The organism is Aromatoleum sp. (assembly GCF_035254505.1).
GTDB lineage: Bacteria > Pseudomonadota > Gammaproteobacteria > Burkholderiales > Rhodocyclaceae > Aromatoleum.
This window is the reverse complement of sequence record NZ_DATFAO010000111.1, coordinates 65,280-83,762: the sequence shown is the minus strand read 5'-3', so window position 1 is coordinate 83,762 and position 18,483 is coordinate 65,280. Positions and strand designations below refer to the sequence as shown.

At 61.5% G+C, this 18,483-nt stretch carries 20 protein-coding genes and 2 tRNA genes; 13 read left to right on the top strand and 9 right to left on the bottom strand.

The annotated features are described in order from the left end of the window. The 12 genes from VJ673_RS24565 to VJ673_RS24510 form a co-directional block, all read left to right on the top strand. Positions 1–939: cbb3-type cytochrome c oxidase subunit I (locus tag VJ673_RS24565; protein WP_324128816.1), on the top strand; the 939-nt coding region annotated here is incomplete at its 5' end. 181 nt (positions 940–1,120) lie between these two features. Continuing rightward, a complete protein-coding gene (locus VJ673_RS24560) occupies positions 1,121–1,750 on the top strand; it encodes a cytochrome c oxidase subunit 3 family protein (RefSeq protein ID WP_414635690.1) in 630 nt (209 codons plus the stop codon). 12 nt (positions 1,751–1,762) lie between these two features. Next, positions 1,763–2,071: a cytochrome C oxidase subunit IV family protein gene (locus tag VJ673_RS24555; protein WP_324128815.1), complete on the top strand. Its 309-nt coding sequence runs from the start codon at positions 1,763–1,765 to the stop codon at positions 2,069–2,071. Beyond that, positions 2,068–2,868 (top strand): CbbQ/NirQ/NorQ/GpvN family protein, encoded by an 801-nt coding sequence (locus VJ673_RS24550; RefSeq protein ID WP_324128814.1) that lies wholly within the window; start codon positions 2,068–2,070, stop codon positions 2,866–2,868. The genes VJ673_RS24555 and VJ673_RS24550 overlap by 4 nt, the downstream gene beginning before the upstream one ends. A 31-nt stretch (positions 2,869–2,899) precedes the next feature. Beyond that, positions 2,900–3,307 carry a hypothetical protein gene (locus tag VJ673_RS24545; protein WP_324128813.1) on the top strand — a complete coding sequence of 136 codons (408 nt, stop codon included), beginning with the start codon at positions 2,900–2,902 and terminating at the stop codon, positions 3,305–3,307. Positions 3,308–3,311: 4 nt separating this feature from the next. After that, positions 3,312–4,322 (top strand): 4Fe-4S binding protein, encoded by a 1,011-nt coding sequence (locus tag VJ673_RS24540; protein ID WP_324128812.1) that lies wholly within the window; start codon positions 3,312–3,314, stop codon positions 4,320–4,322. A 1-nt stretch (position 4,323) separates the two neighbouring features. Then, the gene (locus tag VJ673_RS24535) at positions 4,324–6,189 is read left to right on the top strand and encodes a nitric oxide reductase activation protein NorD (RefSeq protein WP_324128811.1); all 1,866 of its coding nucleotides are present in this window, start codon (positions 4,324–4,326) and stop codon (positions 6,187–6,189) included. Between the two features lie 4 nt (positions 6,190–6,193). Then, positions 6,194–6,946 (top strand): Crp/Fnr family transcriptional regulator, encoded by a 753-nt coding sequence (locus VJ673_RS24530; protein ID WP_324128810.1) that lies wholly within the window; start codon positions 6,194–6,196, stop codon positions 6,944–6,946. A 100-nt stretch (positions 6,947–7,046) separates the two neighbouring features. Then, positions 7,047–8,204 (top strand): HD-GYP domain-containing protein, encoded by a 1,158-nt coding sequence (locus tag VJ673_RS24525; RefSeq protein ID WP_324128809.1) that lies wholly within the window; start codon positions 7,047–7,049, stop codon positions 8,202–8,204. A 10-nt stretch (positions 8,205–8,214) separates the two neighbouring features. Then, positions 8,215–8,290: transfer RNA gene (locus tag VJ673_RS24520), tRNA-Thr, on the top strand. Positions 8,291–8,571: 281 nt separating this feature from the next. Then, a complete protein-coding gene (locus tag VJ673_RS24515) occupies positions 8,572–8,997 on the top strand; it encodes a hypothetical protein (protein WP_324128808.1) in 426 nt (141 codons plus the stop codon). 149 nt (positions 8,998–9,146) lie between these two features. Beyond that, complete coding sequence (locus VJ673_RS24510; protein ID WP_324128807.1) at positions 9,147–9,791, top strand: hypothetical protein; 645 nt, start codon at positions 9,147–9,149, stop codon at positions 9,789–9,791. Between the two features lie 558 nt (positions 9,792–10,349). On the opposite strand, the gene VJ673_RS24505 is transcribed toward VJ673_RS24510, so the two are convergent. The 9 genes from VJ673_RS24505 to VJ673_RS24465 all read right to left on the bottom strand — a co-directional run bounded on the left by VJ673_RS24505 (position 10,350) and on the right by VJ673_RS24465 (position 18,071). Continuing rightward, positions 10,350–10,784 (bottom strand): hypothetical protein, encoded by a 435-nt coding sequence (locus VJ673_RS24505; RefSeq protein ID WP_324128806.1) that lies wholly within the window; start codon positions 10,782–10,784, stop codon positions 10,350–10,352. Between the two features lie 203 nt (positions 10,785–10,987). Beyond that, positions 10,988–11,224 carry a hypothetical protein gene (locus VJ673_RS24500; protein WP_324128805.1) on the bottom strand — a complete coding sequence of 79 codons (237 nt, stop codon included), beginning with the start codon at positions 11,222–11,224 and terminating at the stop codon, positions 10,988–10,990. Next, complete coding sequence (locus VJ673_RS24495) at positions 11,221–11,403, bottom strand: hypothetical protein (protein ID WP_324128804.1); 183 nt, start codon at positions 11,401–11,403, stop codon at positions 11,221–11,223. The genes VJ673_RS24500 and VJ673_RS24495 overlap by 4 nt, the downstream gene beginning before the upstream one ends. Continuing rightward, positions 11,388–11,579 carry a hypothetical protein gene (locus VJ673_RS24490; protein WP_324128803.1) on the bottom strand — a complete coding sequence of 64 codons (192 nt, stop codon included), beginning with the start codon at positions 11,577–11,579 and terminating at the stop codon, positions 11,388–11,390. Before VJ673_RS24490 ends, VJ673_RS24495 begins: the two co-directional genes overlap by 16 nt. Then, the gene (locus tag VJ673_RS24485) at positions 11,579–12,631 is read right to left on the bottom strand and encodes a phage major capsid protein (RefSeq protein WP_324128802.1); all 1,053 of its coding nucleotides are present in this window, start codon (positions 12,629–12,631) and stop codon (positions 11,579–11,581) included. The genes VJ673_RS24490 and VJ673_RS24485 overlap by 1 nt, the downstream gene beginning before the upstream one ends. 94 nt (positions 12,632–12,725) lie before the next feature. Then, positions 12,726–13,058, bottom strand: a complete 333-nt coding sequence (locus tag VJ673_RS24480; RefSeq protein WP_324128801.1) for a hypothetical protein — start codon at positions 13,056–13,058, stop codon at positions 12,726–12,728. 288 nt (positions 13,059–13,346) lie between these two features. Then, positions 13,347–15,764 (bottom strand): phage NrS-1 polymerase family protein, encoded by a 2,418-nt coding sequence (locus VJ673_RS24475; protein ID WP_324128800.1) that lies wholly within the window; start codon positions 15,762–15,764, stop codon positions 13,347–13,349. 322 nt (positions 15,765–16,086) lie between these two features. Then, on the bottom strand, positions 16,087–16,707 hold the full coding sequence (locus VJ673_RS24470) for a hypothetical protein (protein ID WP_324128799.1): 621 nt from the start codon (positions 16,705–16,707) through the stop codon (positions 16,087–16,089). Continuing rightward, complete coding sequence (locus tag VJ673_RS24465) at positions 16,704–18,071, bottom strand: tyrosine-type recombinase/integrase (protein WP_324128798.1); 1,368 nt, start codon at positions 18,069–18,071, stop codon at positions 16,704–16,706. The genes VJ673_RS24470 and VJ673_RS24465 overlap by 4 nt, the downstream gene beginning before the upstream one ends. 150 nt (positions 18,072–18,221) lie before the next feature. On the opposite strand from VJ673_RS24465, the gene VJ673_RS24460 reads away from it, so the two are divergent. Then, positions 18,222–18,291 (top strand) — tRNA-Thr (locus VJ673_RS24460). Positions 18,292–18,483 lie beyond the last annotated feature (192 nt).

The window sequence follows — 18,483 nt, the reverse complement described above, 5'->3', positions numbered from 1 at the left end:
TTCAACATCAGCATGACGATGCTGAAGGGCCGCAAGACCGTGATCAGCATCGTGATGCTGCTCGGCCTGTGGGGTCTGGCGGTGTTCTTCCTGTTCTCCTTCTACAACCCGTCCAACCTGGTGCTCGACAAGTTCTACTGGTGGTGGGTGGTGCACCTCTGGGTGGAAGGCGTGTGGGAACTGATCATGGCGGCGATGCTGGCCTTCGTGCTGATCAAGGTGACCGGGGTCGACCGTGAAGTCATCGAGAAGTGGTTGTACGTGATCATCACGCTGGCGCTCGTCACCGGCCTGATCGGCACCGGCCACCACTACTTCTGGATCGGCACGCCGGCATACTGGCAGTGGCTGGGTTCGATCTTCTCGGCGCTCGAACCGATCCCGTTCTTCGCGATGACCGTCTTCGCGTTCAACATGGTGAACCGCCGCCGCCGCGAGCATCCGAACAAGGCTGCCGTGCTGTGGGCCCTGGGCACCGGCGTGATGGCCTTCCTCGGCGCAGGCGTGTGGGGCTTCCTGCATACCCTGGCTCCGGTGAACTACTACACGCACGGTTCGCAGATCACCGCCGCTCACGGTCACATGGCCTTCTACGGCGCCTACGTGCTGGTCGTGCTGACGATGATCAGCTACACGATGCCGCTGCTCCGTGGCCGTGCCGCCAATGACCAACGTGCTCAGGTCTGCGAGATGTGGGGCTTCTGGCTGATGACGATCTCGATGGTCTTCATCACGCTGTTCCTCACCGCCGCCGGCATCCTGCAAGTGTGGCTGCAGCGCGTGTCCTCCACCCCGCTGCCCTTCATGCAGGTGCAGGACCAGGTGTCGCTGTTCTACTGGATGCGTCTGTGGGCCGGCGTGGTGTTCGCAGTGGGCCTCGTAACCTACATCTCGAGCTTCTTCGTCAAGGGCGAAAGCAAGCCGATGATCACGGCCTGATCGGTCTCCATACCCCGCTCGGACCGAGCGGGACATCCTTCGGGGCGGCACTTGCCGCCCCTTTTTATTTTGCCGGGCGATATCATCGGGCGGGTGAAATTCCCCACATTCGCTGCACCTCTCTGGTGCGAATTAACCAGAATCAAGGTTCCGGCGGGACCAGCTTCGTAGACTGATCCCCATGGATACCAATACCGAAGCCCTGATGCCCCCCCTCTCCGTCCAGGCCGAGCAGGCCGAAACGCCGGCCGATACAGAACGTCGCCTGCACGGCGACCTCGCGATCTGGTTCTTCATCCTTGCGGAACTGCTCGCGTTCGGCGCCTTCTTCGTCGCCTACGCCTTCACGCGTGCGCACAACGTCGAAGTGTTCAATGCCCAGCAGCTCGGGCTCGATCGCACCTCCGGCGCCATCAACACGGTGCTGCTGCTGACCTCAAGCTTCCTGGTTGTGCGTGCCGTGCAGCTCGCGGAAGCCGGCCGGAGTCGGCTGGCGGCGCGCTGGGTCGCCGGCGCGTTCGCATGCGGCGCGGGCTTCGTGGTCGTGAAATCCTTCGAATACGCGGCAAAGTTCGCCGCCGGCGTGAGCCTGTCGTCGAGCACCTTCGACATGTTCTACCTGGTGCTGACCTTCTTCCATTTCATGCACGTGATCCTCGGCCTGGTGATCCTCGCCGCGCTGTGGAACGGTGCGCGCCAGGGCCGCTATCGGCCCGATAACATGAACGGCATCGAGACCGGCGCGGCATACTGGCACATGGTCGATCTGGTCTGGCTGATCCTGTTCCCGCTGGTCTATGTGATGCGCTGAGAGGTCAAAGACATGCAATCCTCCACTCGAACCGCCGTCGCCCACGCGTCCGCGCACGGCACTCCCGAACGGGCCGCAACCATCTGGGCGATCCTGATCGCCGCGACGATGGTCACCTGGACGATCGGCGAACGTGGCGAGGCCGGGCCCGCGGTAGCCGCCCTGCTCTTCGCCATCGCCTTCGCAAAAGGCTCCCTAATCATTCTCGACTACATGGCATTGCGCCGCGCCCCGCGCATGTGGGCGGGGCTGGTGCTAGGCTGGATGGGCCTCGTCTGCGCCCTGATCGGCATCGCATACTGGAAAGGACTCGCGGCATGATGCTCGAAACGCCCAAAATGGAACTCCCCTTCTATGAGGCGGCCGGCGACGAGATCGGCGTCTTCGAACACGCGTGGAAGAACCGTCTGCCGCTGCTGATCAAGGGCCCAACGGGCTGCGGCAAGACGCGGTTCGTCGCGCACATGGCGGCGCGCCTGGGGCTACCGCTCTACACCGTCGCCTGCCACGATGACCTGACCGCGGCCGACCTCGTGGGCCGTCACCTGATCGGCGACGGCCAGACCGTGTGGTGCGACGGACCGCTGACGCGCGCGGTGCGCGAGGGCGGCATCTGCTATCTCGACGAAGTCGTCGAGGCGCGCAAGGATACGACCGTGGTGCTGCACCCGCTCGCCGACGATCGCCGCATCCTGCCGATCGACCGGACCGGCGAACTCCTGGAGGCGCCGCCGTCCTTCATGCTGGTCGTCTCCTATAACCCCGGCTACCAGAACCTGCTGAAGGGGATGAAGCCATCGACGCGGCAGCGCTTCGTGAGCCTGCGCTTCGACTTCCCGGCTGCAGCACGCGAGGAGGCGATCCTGATCGGCGAATCGGGCTGCGCATCGGATCTCGCGAAGCGTCTGGTGTCGATTGCACATGCGCTGCGCACGCTGAAGGACCAGGATCTCGAAGAGGCCGCCAGCACGCGACTGCTCGTGTATGCAGCGCTGCTCGTGCGCGACGGCATGGACCCGGTCGTCGCCTGCCGCGCAGCAATCGTCGAGAGCCTCACCGACGACGCGGAAGTCGCGGACGCGCTGATGGAAGTGGTGTCGGCGACCTTCGGGCGCTGACCGCTCGCCCATCCCCGCGCCGGCGCCCGCCATGTCCGAACAGGAACACGATCTGCTCACGGAAGCGATGCCCGGCCCCCGCCTCGCGGTGGTGGCCGAAGCACTCTTCCTGATGAACCTGCTGCTCCTGCCGGCGATTCCGCTGGTCGTGCTGTTCATCCTGTGGCTGCGCCATCGCCACACGGCGTCGCTCGTCGAGCGCAATCACCTGCAGCAGACGGTCGTCGCGAGCGTGTTCGGCGGCGCGATTCTGGTGGGGGTGAGCGGCGCGATCTTCCTGCTCGGCGGATTCGACAATCCCTGGTCCTGGGTCGTCGGCATCCTCTATTTCGTTTCCTTCCACGCAACCCTGGTCATCTTCGGCGTCATCGGGCTCAACAACGCGATCCTCGGTCGCAGCTGGCAATACCCGGTGGTCGGCCCGGACCTGTTCGAGTAAGTTCATGAGCAGCGCTCAAGCCTCCCCTACGCTGCGCCGCGTGATCCCGATCGCGACCGCGAAACCGATGGGGCACAACCGCACGCAGAAGAAGCGCATCGCCTTCCAGGCGGCGTTCTTCACGCTGTTCATTCTCGCGCCGGTGTTCAACCTCTTCCGCTACGACCTCAATGCCGGCCACGCATGGCTGCTGGGGATGGAATGGCGGCTGGGTCTCGACGATTTCGTCGCCGGACGCATCGGGGCGCTGGAGGCCGGCTCCAATGTGATGCTCCGGCTCTTCGTGCCGATACTCGTCGGCGCCGGCGCCTTCCTGTGGGTCGCATGGAAATGGGGGCGTCTGTATTGCGGCTGGCTGTGCCCGCATTTCTCGGTCGTCGAGACGATCAACAAGCTGATGCAGAAGGCTTCCGGCAAGCCCAGCGTGTGGGTCAAGGAACCGCTTCCGCCCTGGAAGGCGGACGGCACGCCGTGGCGGGCGGACGCGCGCTGGTGGCTGGTGGTCGTGCCGGCGGCGGTGTTTTTCGCCTTCCTGTGGGCAATGGTGTTTCTAACGTACCTGCTGCCGCCCGCGGAGATCTACGGCAACCTCTTTCATGGCGCGCTGACGCGCAATCAGACGATCTTCCTCACGGCCGCGACCGGCGTGCTGTCGATGGAATTCCTCTTCGCGCGCCATCTCTTCTGCCGCTACGCCTGCGCTGTCGGGCTGTTCCAGAGCCTCGCGTGGATGAGCAACCGCAACGCGATGGTCGTCGGCTTTCAGAGAAAGCGCGCCGCCGACTGCGCGAGCTGCCTGCCCGAACGGCAGTCGGCCTGCGACGCCGTGTGCCCGATGCGGCTCACGCCGCGCAACATCAAGCGCCTGATGTTCACCTGCACTCAATGCGCACAATGCGTCGAAGCCTGCGAGCAGAGCCAGCACGACAACCCCGAAGGGCCGCTGCTGCAGTGGGTGAGCGACGAGGCTGCGCGCCAGAACGAAGCCGGCTTCCGCTCCGGAAAGGAACGCTAACGTGGAAGAATTCGTCGGAAAGCTCTGGCACCGCTGGGTCACCGGGACGGCCGAAGGCAATCACCCCGAGGCCGCGGTCAAGCTGAAGGAGATCGAGCGCACGGCGGGCGTGTTTTTCCGCGCCCTCGGCGGCAATCCGGGCCTGCGCGTCGCCGCGGCCACCGTCGACATGCATGGCGCCCGTCGCAACCTGCTGCAACGGATCGCGGGCTCGGGCGAACGCATGGCGCAGGCGCGCATGGACCCGTCGACGCTGCGCCTGCCGCCCGAAATCGACGCTTTTCCGACGAAATCGCTGAACCGCGACCTGTACCTCTGGCTGATCGCCCTCGCCGCCGCGCATGACGGCATCGATTCGGTGGGTTGCGCGGAGGCCCCGGACGATTTCCGCCGCAACCAGTTCGCGACGTGCGTCGTCATGCAAACCTGGCCGGGCCTGGCGGCACGCTACCAGCGCCTCGTCGATGCTTACCTACCCAGTCGCCCCCGACCCGAAAGCTTGCCGAAGGCGGAGGCCGAACGCGAGCGCGCGATCCGCCAGGCACTTCAATCTCCGGGTACCGTTGCGGCCCTGCCTCCAGTGCCCGCGAAGGCGCCGCCCGCGCGCCCGGTCCTGCTGTGGCTGAAGGGCTCCTTGTCGGGCAAGACCGGGTTCGGACGTGGCGACGACACCGAGCCCGAGCAACCGGCCGACGGCGGCACGCCGACCTTCGAGGAGAGCGAGCGGCGCGCGCACCATGTCGAACGTGTCGACATGCCGAAGGAAAAGAACGGCATGGTGCTGTTCTTCCGCGCCGAAAGTCTGCTCGCGGTGGCGGAGTTCCTGCGCATCAATCGTCCGCCCGACGACGACCCGGACCCTAACGCCGCCGACGCCGCACGCGACCTCGACCAGCTCGCGCTGGCGCAGGACAAGGAGCGCGTCGCCTCCAAGGTGCGCTTCGACCTCGACCTGCCTTCGGCCGCCGAGGACGACATCGTGCTCGGCCCCGGCATCCCGCTGCCCGAATGGGACTACCGCAAGGGCATACTGCTGGAGGATCACGTAAGGCTCGCGGAACTCGCCGCGCGCAACGCTCAGCCCTGCCCGCTTCCCGAACACCTGCGCCGCACGGCCAAGCGCCTGCACCAGCAGTTCGCAGCGCTGCAGCCGGGAAGGCGCTGGATCAAGGCGCAGGTCGACGGCAGCGAGCTCGATCTCGACGCGGTCGTGCGCGCACAGACCGACCGCGCCGTGGGACGCAATCCGTCCGACCAGCTGTGGCTCTCGCTCGAAAAGCGCGAGCGCGATCTCGCCTGCATGGTGCTTGCCGACCTGTCGCTATCGACCGACAGCTGGGTCTCGAGCGAGGCACGCGTGATCGACGTGATCCGCGACGCGCTGCTGCTTTTCGGCGAGGCGCTCGGCGCGACGGGCGACCGCTTCGCGATCGCGGGCTTCTCGTCGGTCAAGCGTAGTCAGGTCCGCTTCCACCGGCTGAAGGACTTCGGCGACCGTTTCGACAACGACATCCGGGGGCGCATCGCGGCGATCAAGCCGGGTTACTACACACGTCTCGGTGCTGCGATCCGTCATGCAAGCCAGCTGCTTGCGAAGGAGCCTGCGGCCCGGCGCATCCTGCTGATCCTGTCGGACGGCAAGCCGAACGACCTCGACCTCTACGAGGGGCGCTACGGCATCGAGGACTCGCGCGTCGCAATCAACGAAGCGCGCAAGCTGGGCCTCGTGCCCTTCTGCGTGACGATCGATCGCGAGGGCGAAAACTATCTGCCCCACCTCTTTGGGCCGGCGGGCTACGCCGTGATCCGGAAGCCTGAGGAGCTTCCGGCACGGCTGCCGATGTTCTACGCGCAACTGACGCGGTGACGCCATGACCGCCAACGACCTCAAGTTCGTCGTTCCGGCCGCTCCTTGCGGCGACGAGTCCGAGACTGAACGGATCGTCCGCCTGCTCGGCTGCATCCCGCTGCTGAGCGGGCTCACGCGCGACGAACTCGCACGCTTCGCGCGCGGCGTGCGCATGCAGACGGCAGGTCGCGGCAGCGTGCTGTTCCACCGCGGCGACCCTTGCCACGGCTTCTATCTGCTGCTCGAAGGCCAGGTCAAGCTCGCCTTCACGTCCTCGGAAGGGCACGAAAAGGTCATCGAGATCGTCCGCCCGGGCCAGAGCTTCGGCGAGGCGGTGATGTTCATGGACAAGCCCTACATCGTGATGGCGCAGGCGCTCGCCGACTGCCGGCTGCTGCACGTCGCGAAGAAGGTCGTGTTCGAGGAGATGGACCGCGACCCCCTGTTCTGCCGCCGCATCATCGCGAGCCTGTCGCAGCGGCTGCACCTCCTTATCGCGGATGTCGAAACCTACTCGCTGCACACTGCGCGCGAACGCATCATCGGCTACCTGCTGCGCGAGGAGGAGCTCGACGGCAGCCCCACCCCAAGCGGCAGCGTGTCGCTTCGGCTACCCACGAGCAAAGGCACGATCGCGTCGCGGCTCAACCTGACGCAGGAACACTTCTCGCGCATCCTGCACGAACTGGCCGAATCGGGGCTGATCGTCGTCGAGGGGCGCACGATCCACATTCCGGACATCGAAAAACTGCGGACGACCCGCGCCCACTACTGATCGACTGCCGTGAAGCAATTACCGGCAACCCGGTAGCCTTAACTGGCACGGCGGTATTGCTTGCCGGATAATCGGCTCCATCCATGTAGGGGGAGCCGCCATGAGCGTGACCGAAAGCTGGCAGGAATTCGCCGCGTCCGCCGCGAAGCAGGCCGGCAATCTGCACACGGCTTCGGTCAGCGAACGCATCCGCGACATTCACCAGCGCATCAAAGAACGCCATCCCGCCATCGCGCGCATCGCTGTCGCGCTATACGACCCCGAGATGCGCAGGCTCAAGACCTTCGTCGCCAGCAACGATTCGGGCACGCCGCTCACCGGCTACGAATGCTGCATCGATGACGTCCCCTCGCTACTCCGCATCGCGGAATCCGGCGAGACACGCATCCTCAACGACGTCGGCAGCGCGCCCTTGAGCGACGCCGAGCACTCGCGCTGGCTGAAAAACGAAGGCTACCAGTCGAGCCTCACGGTACCGATCCGCCGCAACGAACAACTGCTCGGCTTCCTGTTCTTCGACGCCTACGAACGCAACGTCTTCACCGACGGCGTCGTTGCCGATCTCGTCCTCTCGGGCCACCTGATCGGCCTGATCGCGACGCAGGAGCTCTCGACGGTGCAGATGCTCGTCGGCGGACTGCGCCTCGCGAGCCAGTTCGCCCACGTGCGCGACCTCGAGACCGGCGCCCATCTCGATCGCATGGCGCGCTATGCGCGACTCATCGCCCGTGAGATCGGGCCGGCCCACGGCCAGAGCGATGACTATGCCGAAATCGTCTTCCTCTTCTCTGCGTTGCACGACATCGGCAAGGTCGGTGTTCCTGACCGCGTGCTGCTCAAGCCCGGCAAACTCGACGACGCTGAACGCGAGGAGATGCGCCAGCACGTCGTCGTCGGGCTGGAGATGGCCGAGCGCATCATCAACGACTTCGGCCTGAGCAACCTTCCGAACATCCAGATGCTGCGCAACATCGTTCTCGCACACCACGAGCGCATGGACGGCAGCGGCTATCCGAACGGCCTCGTCGGCGACGACATTCCGCTCGAAGCACGCATCGTCGCCACCGCCGACGTTTTCGACGCGCTGGCCTGCAAGCGCAGCTACAAACCCGCCTGGACGCTCGCCGACGCCTTCGCCGAAATCGCCCGCATGTCCGGCTCGCAACTCTATGCCCCGACGGTCCAGGCGCTCTTCGACCGACGCGATGAGGTCGAGGCCATCTACAAGCGCTTTCAGGAAACGCCGCTTAAGCTATAATCCGGCCCGCGCCGGCATAGCTCAGCTGGTAGAGCAACCGCCTTGTAAGCGGTAGGTCACGGGTTCGATTCCTGTTGCCGGCACCAATAAATACCATTGAAACAACGAGTTAGCCCGATCAATGCGATCGGGCTTTCTCGTTTTTGTGCAGGAATCGGCGGCTTGGGAAGGAATTGGGTAGGAATCGTTCGCCCGTGCGTGCAGCGTCTGAACGCTGACCGAACTCACCAGAGCGCTCTCGCCTTCGACAGAGGGGCGATGATTCTTTCCTCTCTCGTCATATATTCCCCTTCTCCGAAGAACGACAGCGCGCTACATTCCTGCGGCGGGACAGCACTTTTCATCGTCCGAGAGCGAGGGGCACATCATGATGACTGCAAGACGACTTCTCTTTGCCGGGTTCGTCGGTCTTACCCTTGGCGGGTGCGCAACCACGCCGGTGCCAACCGCCAGCGCACCGCTTGTCCCACAGGTAAGAGTTCTGAACGCGACGTTCCTTCAAAACAAGGACGGGACCGGTCAGGTCATTGTGAAGCGGGATAGCGGTTTATCGGCAGCAGCTTGCAACACGCGCATCTTCGCGAACGGCACCCCAGTTGCTGAGATTGCGCCGGGAGAGAAGGTTGTCTTCTATCTGCCTGAAGGCGAGCAGATGCTGGGGGCTATCGCCAATGGAATCTGCGCTGGAGGTCTGATGGAAACCCGCGGCACAGTCAGCAGGTCTCGTCCTCTTGTGTTCAGAGTAAGTTACGGCAGCAACGGCGAGTTCTCGATTCAGCCTACCGCATTCTGAACAGCCGCCGCGACGATCACGCGTGCTTCGGACGTCATGGCCGCGACCATGACAATTGTCTCATCAGAACAGGTCAGTTTATCCCAATTACATGCATCAATAGCTCCAGTAAGCTTCAGTGAAAGTAACTTTTCACAAGGGAGGCTCTGATGAAGTCAAACATTCTATCGCGAGCCGCAATTGTGGTTTTAATCACACTTGCGGGGTGCGCGGGCGTGTCTCAGCAGGCGCAATATCAAACGGCGATAAGCTTGACGAGGGAGCATTTCCGAAGCACGGCGACCATCAAAGACGACCCGCTTGACACCATTGCCACAATCAATACAGCAAACGGGTTTAAGGAAAAGCGCGGACTTCTCGGCATCGTTTGGGACGACAATTTTCTTCGTGCGTTCATTGACAAGAAATCAGGAAAGACAACTTTTCAGGTCTATCAAGTTATTTACTATCAAGGTAGCGGATGGAATTTCTATCAGTCAGTGAACTTTGAAACGCCAAATGGCCCTGTATCGGTGCCGGTAACAGTCATCGACAGAAGTGTCGAATGCTCGGGTTCACGCTATGGAGGTTGCACATACACTGAACACATTGGCTTCGACCTTGATGAGAGCTTGCTTCGTACAATCGCAGCCGGATACCAAGCTGGTCAGCCGGTTGCATGGAAGTTCAAATTTAATGCAAAGTCAGGGGCCGAATACCGAGACGGGATGCTGCCAGCTGAAATTGCAGGAATACTGGATGCAGTGGACGGATATCGCGCTCGAAGGGGTTTGCCGACTGTAGCAACTAAGTAGCCTCAGTCCTCAGTATTTACCTGACGACCGCAAATAGAGGTTACGAAGATGGCTAATCCGCGGTTTCGACGAGCCGCCTACAGACGCCGCTTTGGCGAAGCGGCGCCCCTAAGATCAGGGAGAGGTACTCCTTCTCCACTCACGCTTGTACTTATTTTTTTTGGAGCATTCGTGCTTGTCGCGATGGCCGGCAACCACGTTAGCTCGAAGACGATTTTTTGGACGGCCATCGGCATGGTAGTCGGACTGACTTGGTTCGACACATGGCACAAGCGGTGACCCTACCGATGCCGAATGAATAGAATTTTGGCGGTTACTCGCATGCCTCATGCATAACCTGACGGCAACACCGAAGGGGCACACAATGCTCATCGTGACAACCTGATAGCTCGCTTCCTTCCTCTTGCCTCTTGCATCTGCCGCCGCCACTCCTGCGCCCGCTTCCATGCCTCGATGACCACGGGTGAGGAATACGGGCAGGGTCCGTCATCAACCTCCGACGGCGCAAACTCCCACGGTCGCAACCCCAGCGCTTCACGCTCGCGGTCGATGCGTTCTTCAAGCGTCATCTTCTGCATCCAAGTTCAGCAGCGCATCGAGCGGATCGCCGCGGCCGCTCGCGTCATGCTTCGCCGAGTCGGGACGGTACCGGCTCTGCGGCGTCAGGCGGAGCCGCGTCATCAGGCTGGTGACGGTTTTCGTCTCGCGGTCGGCGAGGCGGGACAGGTCGTCGTAGTCGCCGACCGAGAGGAACGGGTTCGCGCGAAACTTGCGCTCGATCTCGTCGGCGCGGGCAAGATGCCGACAGAGTTGGACAAGCAGCGGAACGTCGACCGGTTTGAAGAAATCGGCGGGCTTCGAGGCGACCACGGCGGCGAAGTGCGCCTGTTGAGCCGCCGACAGATCGGCGGGCGGGTGTAAGCGTTCGATGCGACGCAGGCCGGGCAGTATTGCGGCCTCGGTCGCGATGGCTTCAGCAGATCTTCTGGGCATGGTTACTCCCGCACTTGTCCGGACATAGCAAAGAAGAAGACCCTCGATCGGGTTCCAGCCTGCTCTCGAATCGCATTGCTACCTCCCCCCCCCGGTCATACCGCGCGAATCCGGGGCATAGGGCGATCGTTGCCGTCGCCCATGTCACCCACTTGCCCGCGCATCAGTAACCCCGTGATCGCGCGATTTCGTCGCTTGCCGCGTCAATCGACACGCGACAAACGCACCGGCTGACCGTCGAGGGGTCGAGCCAGGTCGAGTGACATGCCCCAAGCTCGCTCCTCGTGATCCTCGAACAGGATCAACAGCCCTTTGCCGTCCTCGGTGACCGTCGTGCTGTGCCATCGCAGTTGCAGCATCTGGTGTCCGAGACATTCGCCGAACTGCTCGAATGCTCGGTGGAAGTCCTGTTCGAAGTTGCTCTGGACATCGGTGGTCATTTGCCCGCCTCCAAATCCGCAATACGCGCTTCAAGCTCGGACACCCTGCTCAGCAGACGCGCCTCCAACCCGGCGACGACCTCCAATTGCTCGTCCTGCGACTTCGAGACGGCGCGTGCGATTACGTCCTTGACGGTTTTCAGGAGGCTATCGCCCATCTCCTTCAGTTCCGGTCGCATGGCATCACTCCAAGAATCGGTTTGTTCTCCGGGATCGGCAGCCCTGCCTGCTCCCGGGCCTGTCGATCGAGCAGATAGATGTACGCAGCCTCCAACGCCTTGAACCGCACTTCCAGCTGCTCGATCTTCGCGTGCAGGTCGCGCGTCAGATACTTGGTTTGCTTTCGGGCAACCATCACGCGCCTCCGTACAGCGCGCCGTTGAGCAGCACGACCGTTCCGGGAAGCGGTGCCGACCAGTTCAAACGGCGCTCCATCAAGAAGGCGACAAGGTTGTTCTGCCACAGCGAGACCATCGCCTGCGCGCCCGCGCTCGGGGCGTCCTCCATCTGCAGCGCCGCCTGCTCGGAAACGTCGAGGCGAATACCCTCATCCGCCATCAGCACCGCAGCCTGATCGAGCAGCACGATTTGCCCGCCACTCGTGGAACGCGGCGAACCCGACGACGTGAAAACCGGAATGCCGACCGCCTCGCCGCCTTTTGCGCCGACGACGACCGCATTACTACCGCTCGACCGCAGCCCGATCTGAACCGCGGTCAGCGGATCGGTGATGAACGCGGCGGTTTCGAGGTCGCCCGCATACGCGCCGATTAGCGCTTCGACGTCGGCAGGCACGTTCCCGGTACTGGCCACAGGGGTGAGGTCTGCGGTGACGGAAGCCGGTTGCACGCCGGGGACGCCCGTGCTCGTCGGGTCGAGGAAGGACGCATCGGCAAGGGCAGCAGCGGCATTGACCAAGTCACGCCGCACCAATGCCTCTGCCGTGCTATTCGAGAGGCGGACGAGATCGCGCGACAGCGGCACGATACCAACGACCTTGCGCGGTTCAAGCGTGGCGGAATCGAGCGAGCCTTTCGACAACGGCTTCGGCGCACCCTGCCCCGCCCAGTACGCGGTCGCGCGTCCTGTCTGAACCGGGACTTTCACTTTCGTCGGCACGCGCCGCAGATCGGTCAGCTTCGCGAGCACGCTGCGGGTGCGCGTGGCCTCAAGAAAATCGTTGGCGATGATCTGCGCCTCGGTGAGCGGCGCCGCCCATTGGCTATCATCCGTGGTCCCGGCAGCGACAGCGGCGCGGATGACGGCGGCGACTTGCGACGTGGGGCCATAGGTAGATTCGGCGACTTGCAGCGCGGCAGGCAAGCCAAGCTCACCTGCACGACCAAGGCAGATTGCAATGCGTGCGAACTGGGTGCCCTTGGCGAGAACGGAAACGGGAGCGGTCATGATGGGTGCGTCCTGTGTGGTTGATGGTTATTCCATCGTCCAGCAGGCGCATCACACCATCCATGCCGTTAATGCCCTTATCGTTGAGCGGCCGCTATTTTTCCTGCCACAGATGGGCGTAGAGCCTCGGGCGGTTGTCGTCGATCCATTGCGCCAACGCAGTAAGGCGATACGAGTAGCGGCACCGTCTCAGCCCCTTTCCTGTCGGGACGCATTCCGGAGCCCTGCAATCCTCGCCTAGCGGTCTTTCTTCGTCCTCCTGCCGCATGTGTTTCAGCCCACCATGCGATAAGCCAATTAGCCGTGCTGCATCCTTTTCGCTGACGCGAACGTCGCCGCTGGTATCGAAGACTCGCTCAATCTCCTCGCGGTCTGCGATCGTCAGAAGTTCTATCGCGATGCGTTCGATTCGATCTTCGCTGTTCATGGCTTCGTCCTACTGCTTGCTGATCACGGGGCGAGAGGTGGTGCATCATGGCTATCCCCCATTTCTTTCCCCCGCCTATCCCCCGTAACTCCCTTGTGAATATTGATGTTCATTCGAATAGGGGATAGGGGGATAGGAGGGGTGGGGCAGCATGAGATCGAGAAGTGAAACAGAGGGAGAAATGTCCATTTTTGCTATCCCCCTATCCCCTTTCCCCTATTCGCCTAACTCCCATGGTTTGTAAGGGCATGAGCGGGGATAGGTCAGCCATTCCCCACCGTCTCCCCCTCACCATGCAGGCCCCTTGATATATAGATCCGTCTGCGTTCCGAACTGAGATACCGCCTGATGCGGCGGAATTTGACTCAAAATTCCCGCTTTCACCAATTCCCGTAGTGAATTTTCTAGGACTGCAGCGGAATCACGGTTCGGCGCCTTGAATGAGGCGAGCAGGCGGAGGCGACGACGCAGATAGCCGAACGGCACCACGGGCTTGTCCCATAGGCTCTTGGGAACCTTGTATTGCTGACGTTGCGGCACGCGCATGGAGAGGTAAGCTTCAACCGCCTTACGGATGTCCGGTTCGCGCTTCGAGTCGCCCGATCCCACGTCTCCGCTCTCGAAGCGCTCCGCAAGGTTCAACACACAGCGCCGCACGAAGACAATTGCCCAATCGGCCATTCCCCCCGTGATTAACGGATCGTAATGATTCACGCCGACGGCAATCAGTCCCGCCAACTTGATGGCATTCTGATAGGCGCGATTCCAAACCTCTGCCACCGGGCCTTCTGAATTTGCGCGAGCCGCGCGGGCGTCAGCCTCCTCCATGAAGGCAAAAAGCTTCGCTTCGGCCGTTTCGTCCTGCTTCACCAAACATGGCGGAACGCCCCTGTCCCCGACAGAGATCGCCGTCGCTGCAAGATCAGCGAAGCTACGGACAAGCGCGGCGGCGGGCATGCTCCCGTGATTGCGATTAAATTTCGGCCTCGCTCCCTTGTACTCAATGACGAGGAATCGCGGAATCAACCCATCTTCGATGTGACTTGCATCGAGCCCATCGAAAAATGTCGACGGCGTCGACTCTCCGATAAGAGTCAAGTTTGGAGCTTGAACGGCCTGCGTGTTCTTCGTGACATCTGAATAGACTGTCGGCCGCAAGATGCCGCTCCACCCTGACTGGTTATAGAGATCGAGCAACATGCGCTTGAGCATCTTTTCGGCGGAATTCGCACGCGGATGGGCAAGTTGTTGCAGAGTGATGCCGAACTCACCCAGCACAGCGACAAAGCACGGTTTGTCGTTGAAGACTTTGATGAGCGCTTGGCCCGAGGCGATGCCGGCAGGGCCGATAAAGTCGTCTGCCCTTGGAACTTGGGAACGAACGGCAGCGATGAGTTTTTCGATCCCCTTTCGAACGCCCTCCTTGCCGGAGCCGGTCTTCGCAAGAAGAATGACGTATTGATTGAGACCTGTGTCCGAGACGTTGTAGGCACGACCACATACACCGGCCATCAGAGCGATCGCCGCCGCAAGCGCGATTTCAGGGACGGGGCGAGTTGCAGTGTTGTAAAAGAAGTCTGCCATCTCGCCGACGAGCCCCGGCGGAAGCTCCATTCCTGTTGCTGTCGCGATACTCGATATTGCCGTGGCGGGCACGTTTAGATTTTCATCAGTCTCGGATGCGCAGTCCGGCTCAACCATCAACTGGTCAGCTTGTTGAAGGAGCGCAGATAGATCGATCTCAGGCGGCTGTTGCGCCCTGATCTTCTCAAGCATGCGATTCAGGTACTTGTCATCCCGAGTCGCCTTGTCCCGCTTGCCGAGTTTCGACATGCGAAAGATGCGCCGCACCTGTTCATTGCTCCCGGTGTAGAACGCAAGCATCGCCATCAGGGCAAAGTCGGCCTCGGACTGTGACGGGTAGTTGAGCTTTTCCCACTCGCCGTTACACAGCGCGGTGAACTTATCACCGTTCCTAGCGTTCATGGCCATATCGACCAGCTCGCCGTCGTCCATCGTGCCTTCGACGTCGATCAGCGTGGTTTTCGTGATCGGATGCATACCAGCATAAAGCCGATCAAGCCAGATTTGATGCCCGTCCGTGATTGGCATGTCCCGCAGAACATTGCCGGTGAAAACCATGAACCGCGAGTCGGAATAAACTTCGACGTTGTCCCGGTGCCCGCCGAACGGCACGACGCCCCGCATTACAATATGCACGCCGGTCCCGGAGACGCTCAGTTCGGTGTAGCTTTGGAACGTCTCATAAATCTTGGTGTGCCGTGCGAGCTGTTCAGGCGTCGCCGGTTTGTCGGGCTTGTTGTCTAGGTCGATGATCGTGTAAGGATCATCTTTCGACAGCATGAAGCCGATGCCGCTGAATACGCCGAACGACATGGCGTAGATCACTGACTCGAAATCAGCCCAGGTGTTCGGGTCCGTGGGACTTGCCCTGTGTCCGTTGGTTTGGTACGGGGCCTTGGTGATTCGCTTGGTCCCGTCTTCGCGTGTTTCTTCTTCGTACTTCCAAACAGCCCATTGGTGGAACGTTTTGAGCTCTTCGGGGATTCTGTCAAACGACATTGACTTGCCGCTAATCGCCGAGTGAGGCGTGGCCCCGGCGTCCGTATGATTGCGCCTGTCGTCCTTGGGTTGTTCGTAAGGCCGGTGCTGCCCCCCAGCATCGGCCTTTTCTTCGCCCATCATTTGGCGTCCGCTCCGATCAGTCTTGCGAGATCGTCGGCATTCCACAGGAGGCGGCCATTCGGAAGCCGCCGCGGTTTCAGACCCATGTAGTGCCCATGCAGGCAGAGGGCCTTTGCGACGGTCTGACGACGGACGCGCAGAGCGTCAGCGACTTCTTGGGTGGAAAGGCTCCTGCCGACGAGATCGGCACGCCACGTGAAAGGGATAGTGTTGTTGCTTTCCATTGCGAAGGGCCCATGTGAATTGAACGCAATGGATCGTGATGGAGGCCCCCTAACATTCAAAACTAAGTTGAGGGGGTCAATAAGGCGATGAAAATAACCTATTGAAGAATCGGCCAATAGACGGGCTCAGGGGAATCCCGATTGAATTTTGGCTTCGAATCTCGAAGTGCATTTCGCAAAGTCTCGCGCTCAAGCGGCAACATTCCGGCTGCGGTACAGAGCCTTTCAAGTTCCTGCACATGCTCACTATCGATGCTCAACTTTAACGGCTCATAACCATGGCGATGTCGTAGATATAGGAGACCAAGTGCGGCGAAGGGCAACGCACGGCGTTGTCGCGAGTCGGGCAGACATTCTCCATACATGCGGGCGGACTCTTCTAACAGGAGCATGTTTCGCCGAATGTCTTGATAAAGCGGCCAGTCGCCGTACTTGTAGTCTTCGCCTTCTTTTGGCGGCCACGATGGCTGGGGACGAGCGTCATGGAACGCTTCAAAATCCGGGGTAGCGTCAAGAAATGCGATGACTTCGTTCATTTTTTTGGCCGCGGCAGTCAATCGCTTTCGGAGCGGTGTCGGGCTACATTTCATGTCCCATTCGTAATGCTGCTTGACGGCAGCAACCAATTTCATGAACCGGTATGCGTACAAGTCGAGGTCTTTTTGGTCCGACGCATTCCGCTTGTCTCCGGCGTCTCGCTGCTCGTGCTTGTCACTCATCCCACCACCTTGAGTCGTTGCTGGTCGTCTTGATCCTGAGCCGGCTGTTCAATCCCAGCCTGCTCCAAAATCCAGCTTTCAATTCGGGCATGCCACATGCGCAGCAGATCGAGCGGGCGACGACGGTAGTGTTTCTCGGCGGTCGCGCTCGGTTTGTGCCCCATGATTTGCGCGACGACCCCGGCTGGGCACTCGACCCACTCCGAAAGCGTCGCGAATGATCGGCGCAGACCATGTATCGACAAGTGCGGAAGGCCAGCCATATTGAGTGCCTTCATATGTTGGATGCGCGGTTCCTGAAGCCTTCCCGATTCGGCTGTCGGACTACTAAACACCCATGGCAATGAAACGGGTTCGCCGTCGCGAATCACGGTTCGGCGCGGTAATGGAGCGAGCAGCGAGGCGACATAGGGGGTCAGCGGAATCGTGCGCTCGCCTTCCACTTTGTCGCGAATCGTCATACTCCGCCACCGAAAATCGACGTCCTCCCACTTCAGCCCCGCCAGCTCTTCCCGCCGCGCCCCTGTGAGCAATAACGTCTGCAGATACGCGGCGATCACAGGGTTTCCGATCTTGCCCATGTGTTCAAACCACAGGGGGAGTTGCTCGCGCTGTAAGCAATCATCCTTGGCTCTCGCCTTCGGCAGCGTATCGCGTGCCATACGGCGGTTGCACGCGTCCCCGTGCGTCACGCTTCGATACTGCGGGTGATCGCTACACCAGCCGATGAACGCACGTAGGGCCCGGTATGTCTGCCCCGCTTGTGTCGGCGTGCGTTGCGCCAGCGGTTCGAGCCATGCCCTGACAGCATCGCCATCCAGGTTGCCCAGACGCACAGCGAGCAGGGGATACAGTGGGCCGGGCATCGTCTTGTCCGATTCGCCCTTGCGTCGCCCCCTACCCCGTGGCTCGCCGCCCGCCTTCGCCATCGCGAGGTGATTTTGCATGTGCCGCTCGCCCCACTTCGCGCGCCGAGCCTCAAGGTAGGCGTCCCATGCCTCGCCAACAGTGACGGCCCTTGCCGCCTCGATGCGGGCCTGCGCCTCTAACTCGGTCGCACGTGCAACTTCCGCCGCCTGCGCCTCGCGCTCCTGTTCCTTGATCACCTCGCGCGGATCTTTGCCCTGATCGACCAACTCCTGCCACGACTGCGCCTTGCGGCGAGCGTCGGGCAGCGAAACGGCACCGACTTCGCCGATGGCGATGCGGATATCCTTGTAGCGTAGCGTGCTCATGAACACGAACACTTTCGAACCTGTCGCCCGAGCGCGGACGGCAAGGTGCGACTCGGTGTCCCGCAGGTAGGCGTCCTTCGTCGGGCGGAAGTTGGCAATCTTGGTGTCGGTAAGGCGTTCGCGTCGCATGTGTCGCTCCCCTTGCATGGAGTCTGTAGGTCGCTCTGGGTAGGAATTGGGTAGGAATTATCTCAACCCGAGTCAACCTCTGGCAACGCGATAATACGCACAAACGCAATACAAACAATAACTTAATAGATCACTTCAACCCGTATCAACGCCGATAAATGATATTTATTCCCGCCTTGTAAGCGGTAGGTCACGGGTTCGATTCCTGTTGCCGGCACCAGCGCGATTACAAGTGAATAGCCCGACCCGATGTGGTCGGGCTTTTTGCTTCATGAGCTTCGAGTAGCTCTCCGACCCGCTGATCGCTCCCACCGGGCACCATGACAAAGCTCCTGCAAAGACAGGAGCTTTCTTCCGTTTCGTCCGTCGCGCCCGCCGCCTATTTTTAAGACACGGGATCGAACAAGCAGCA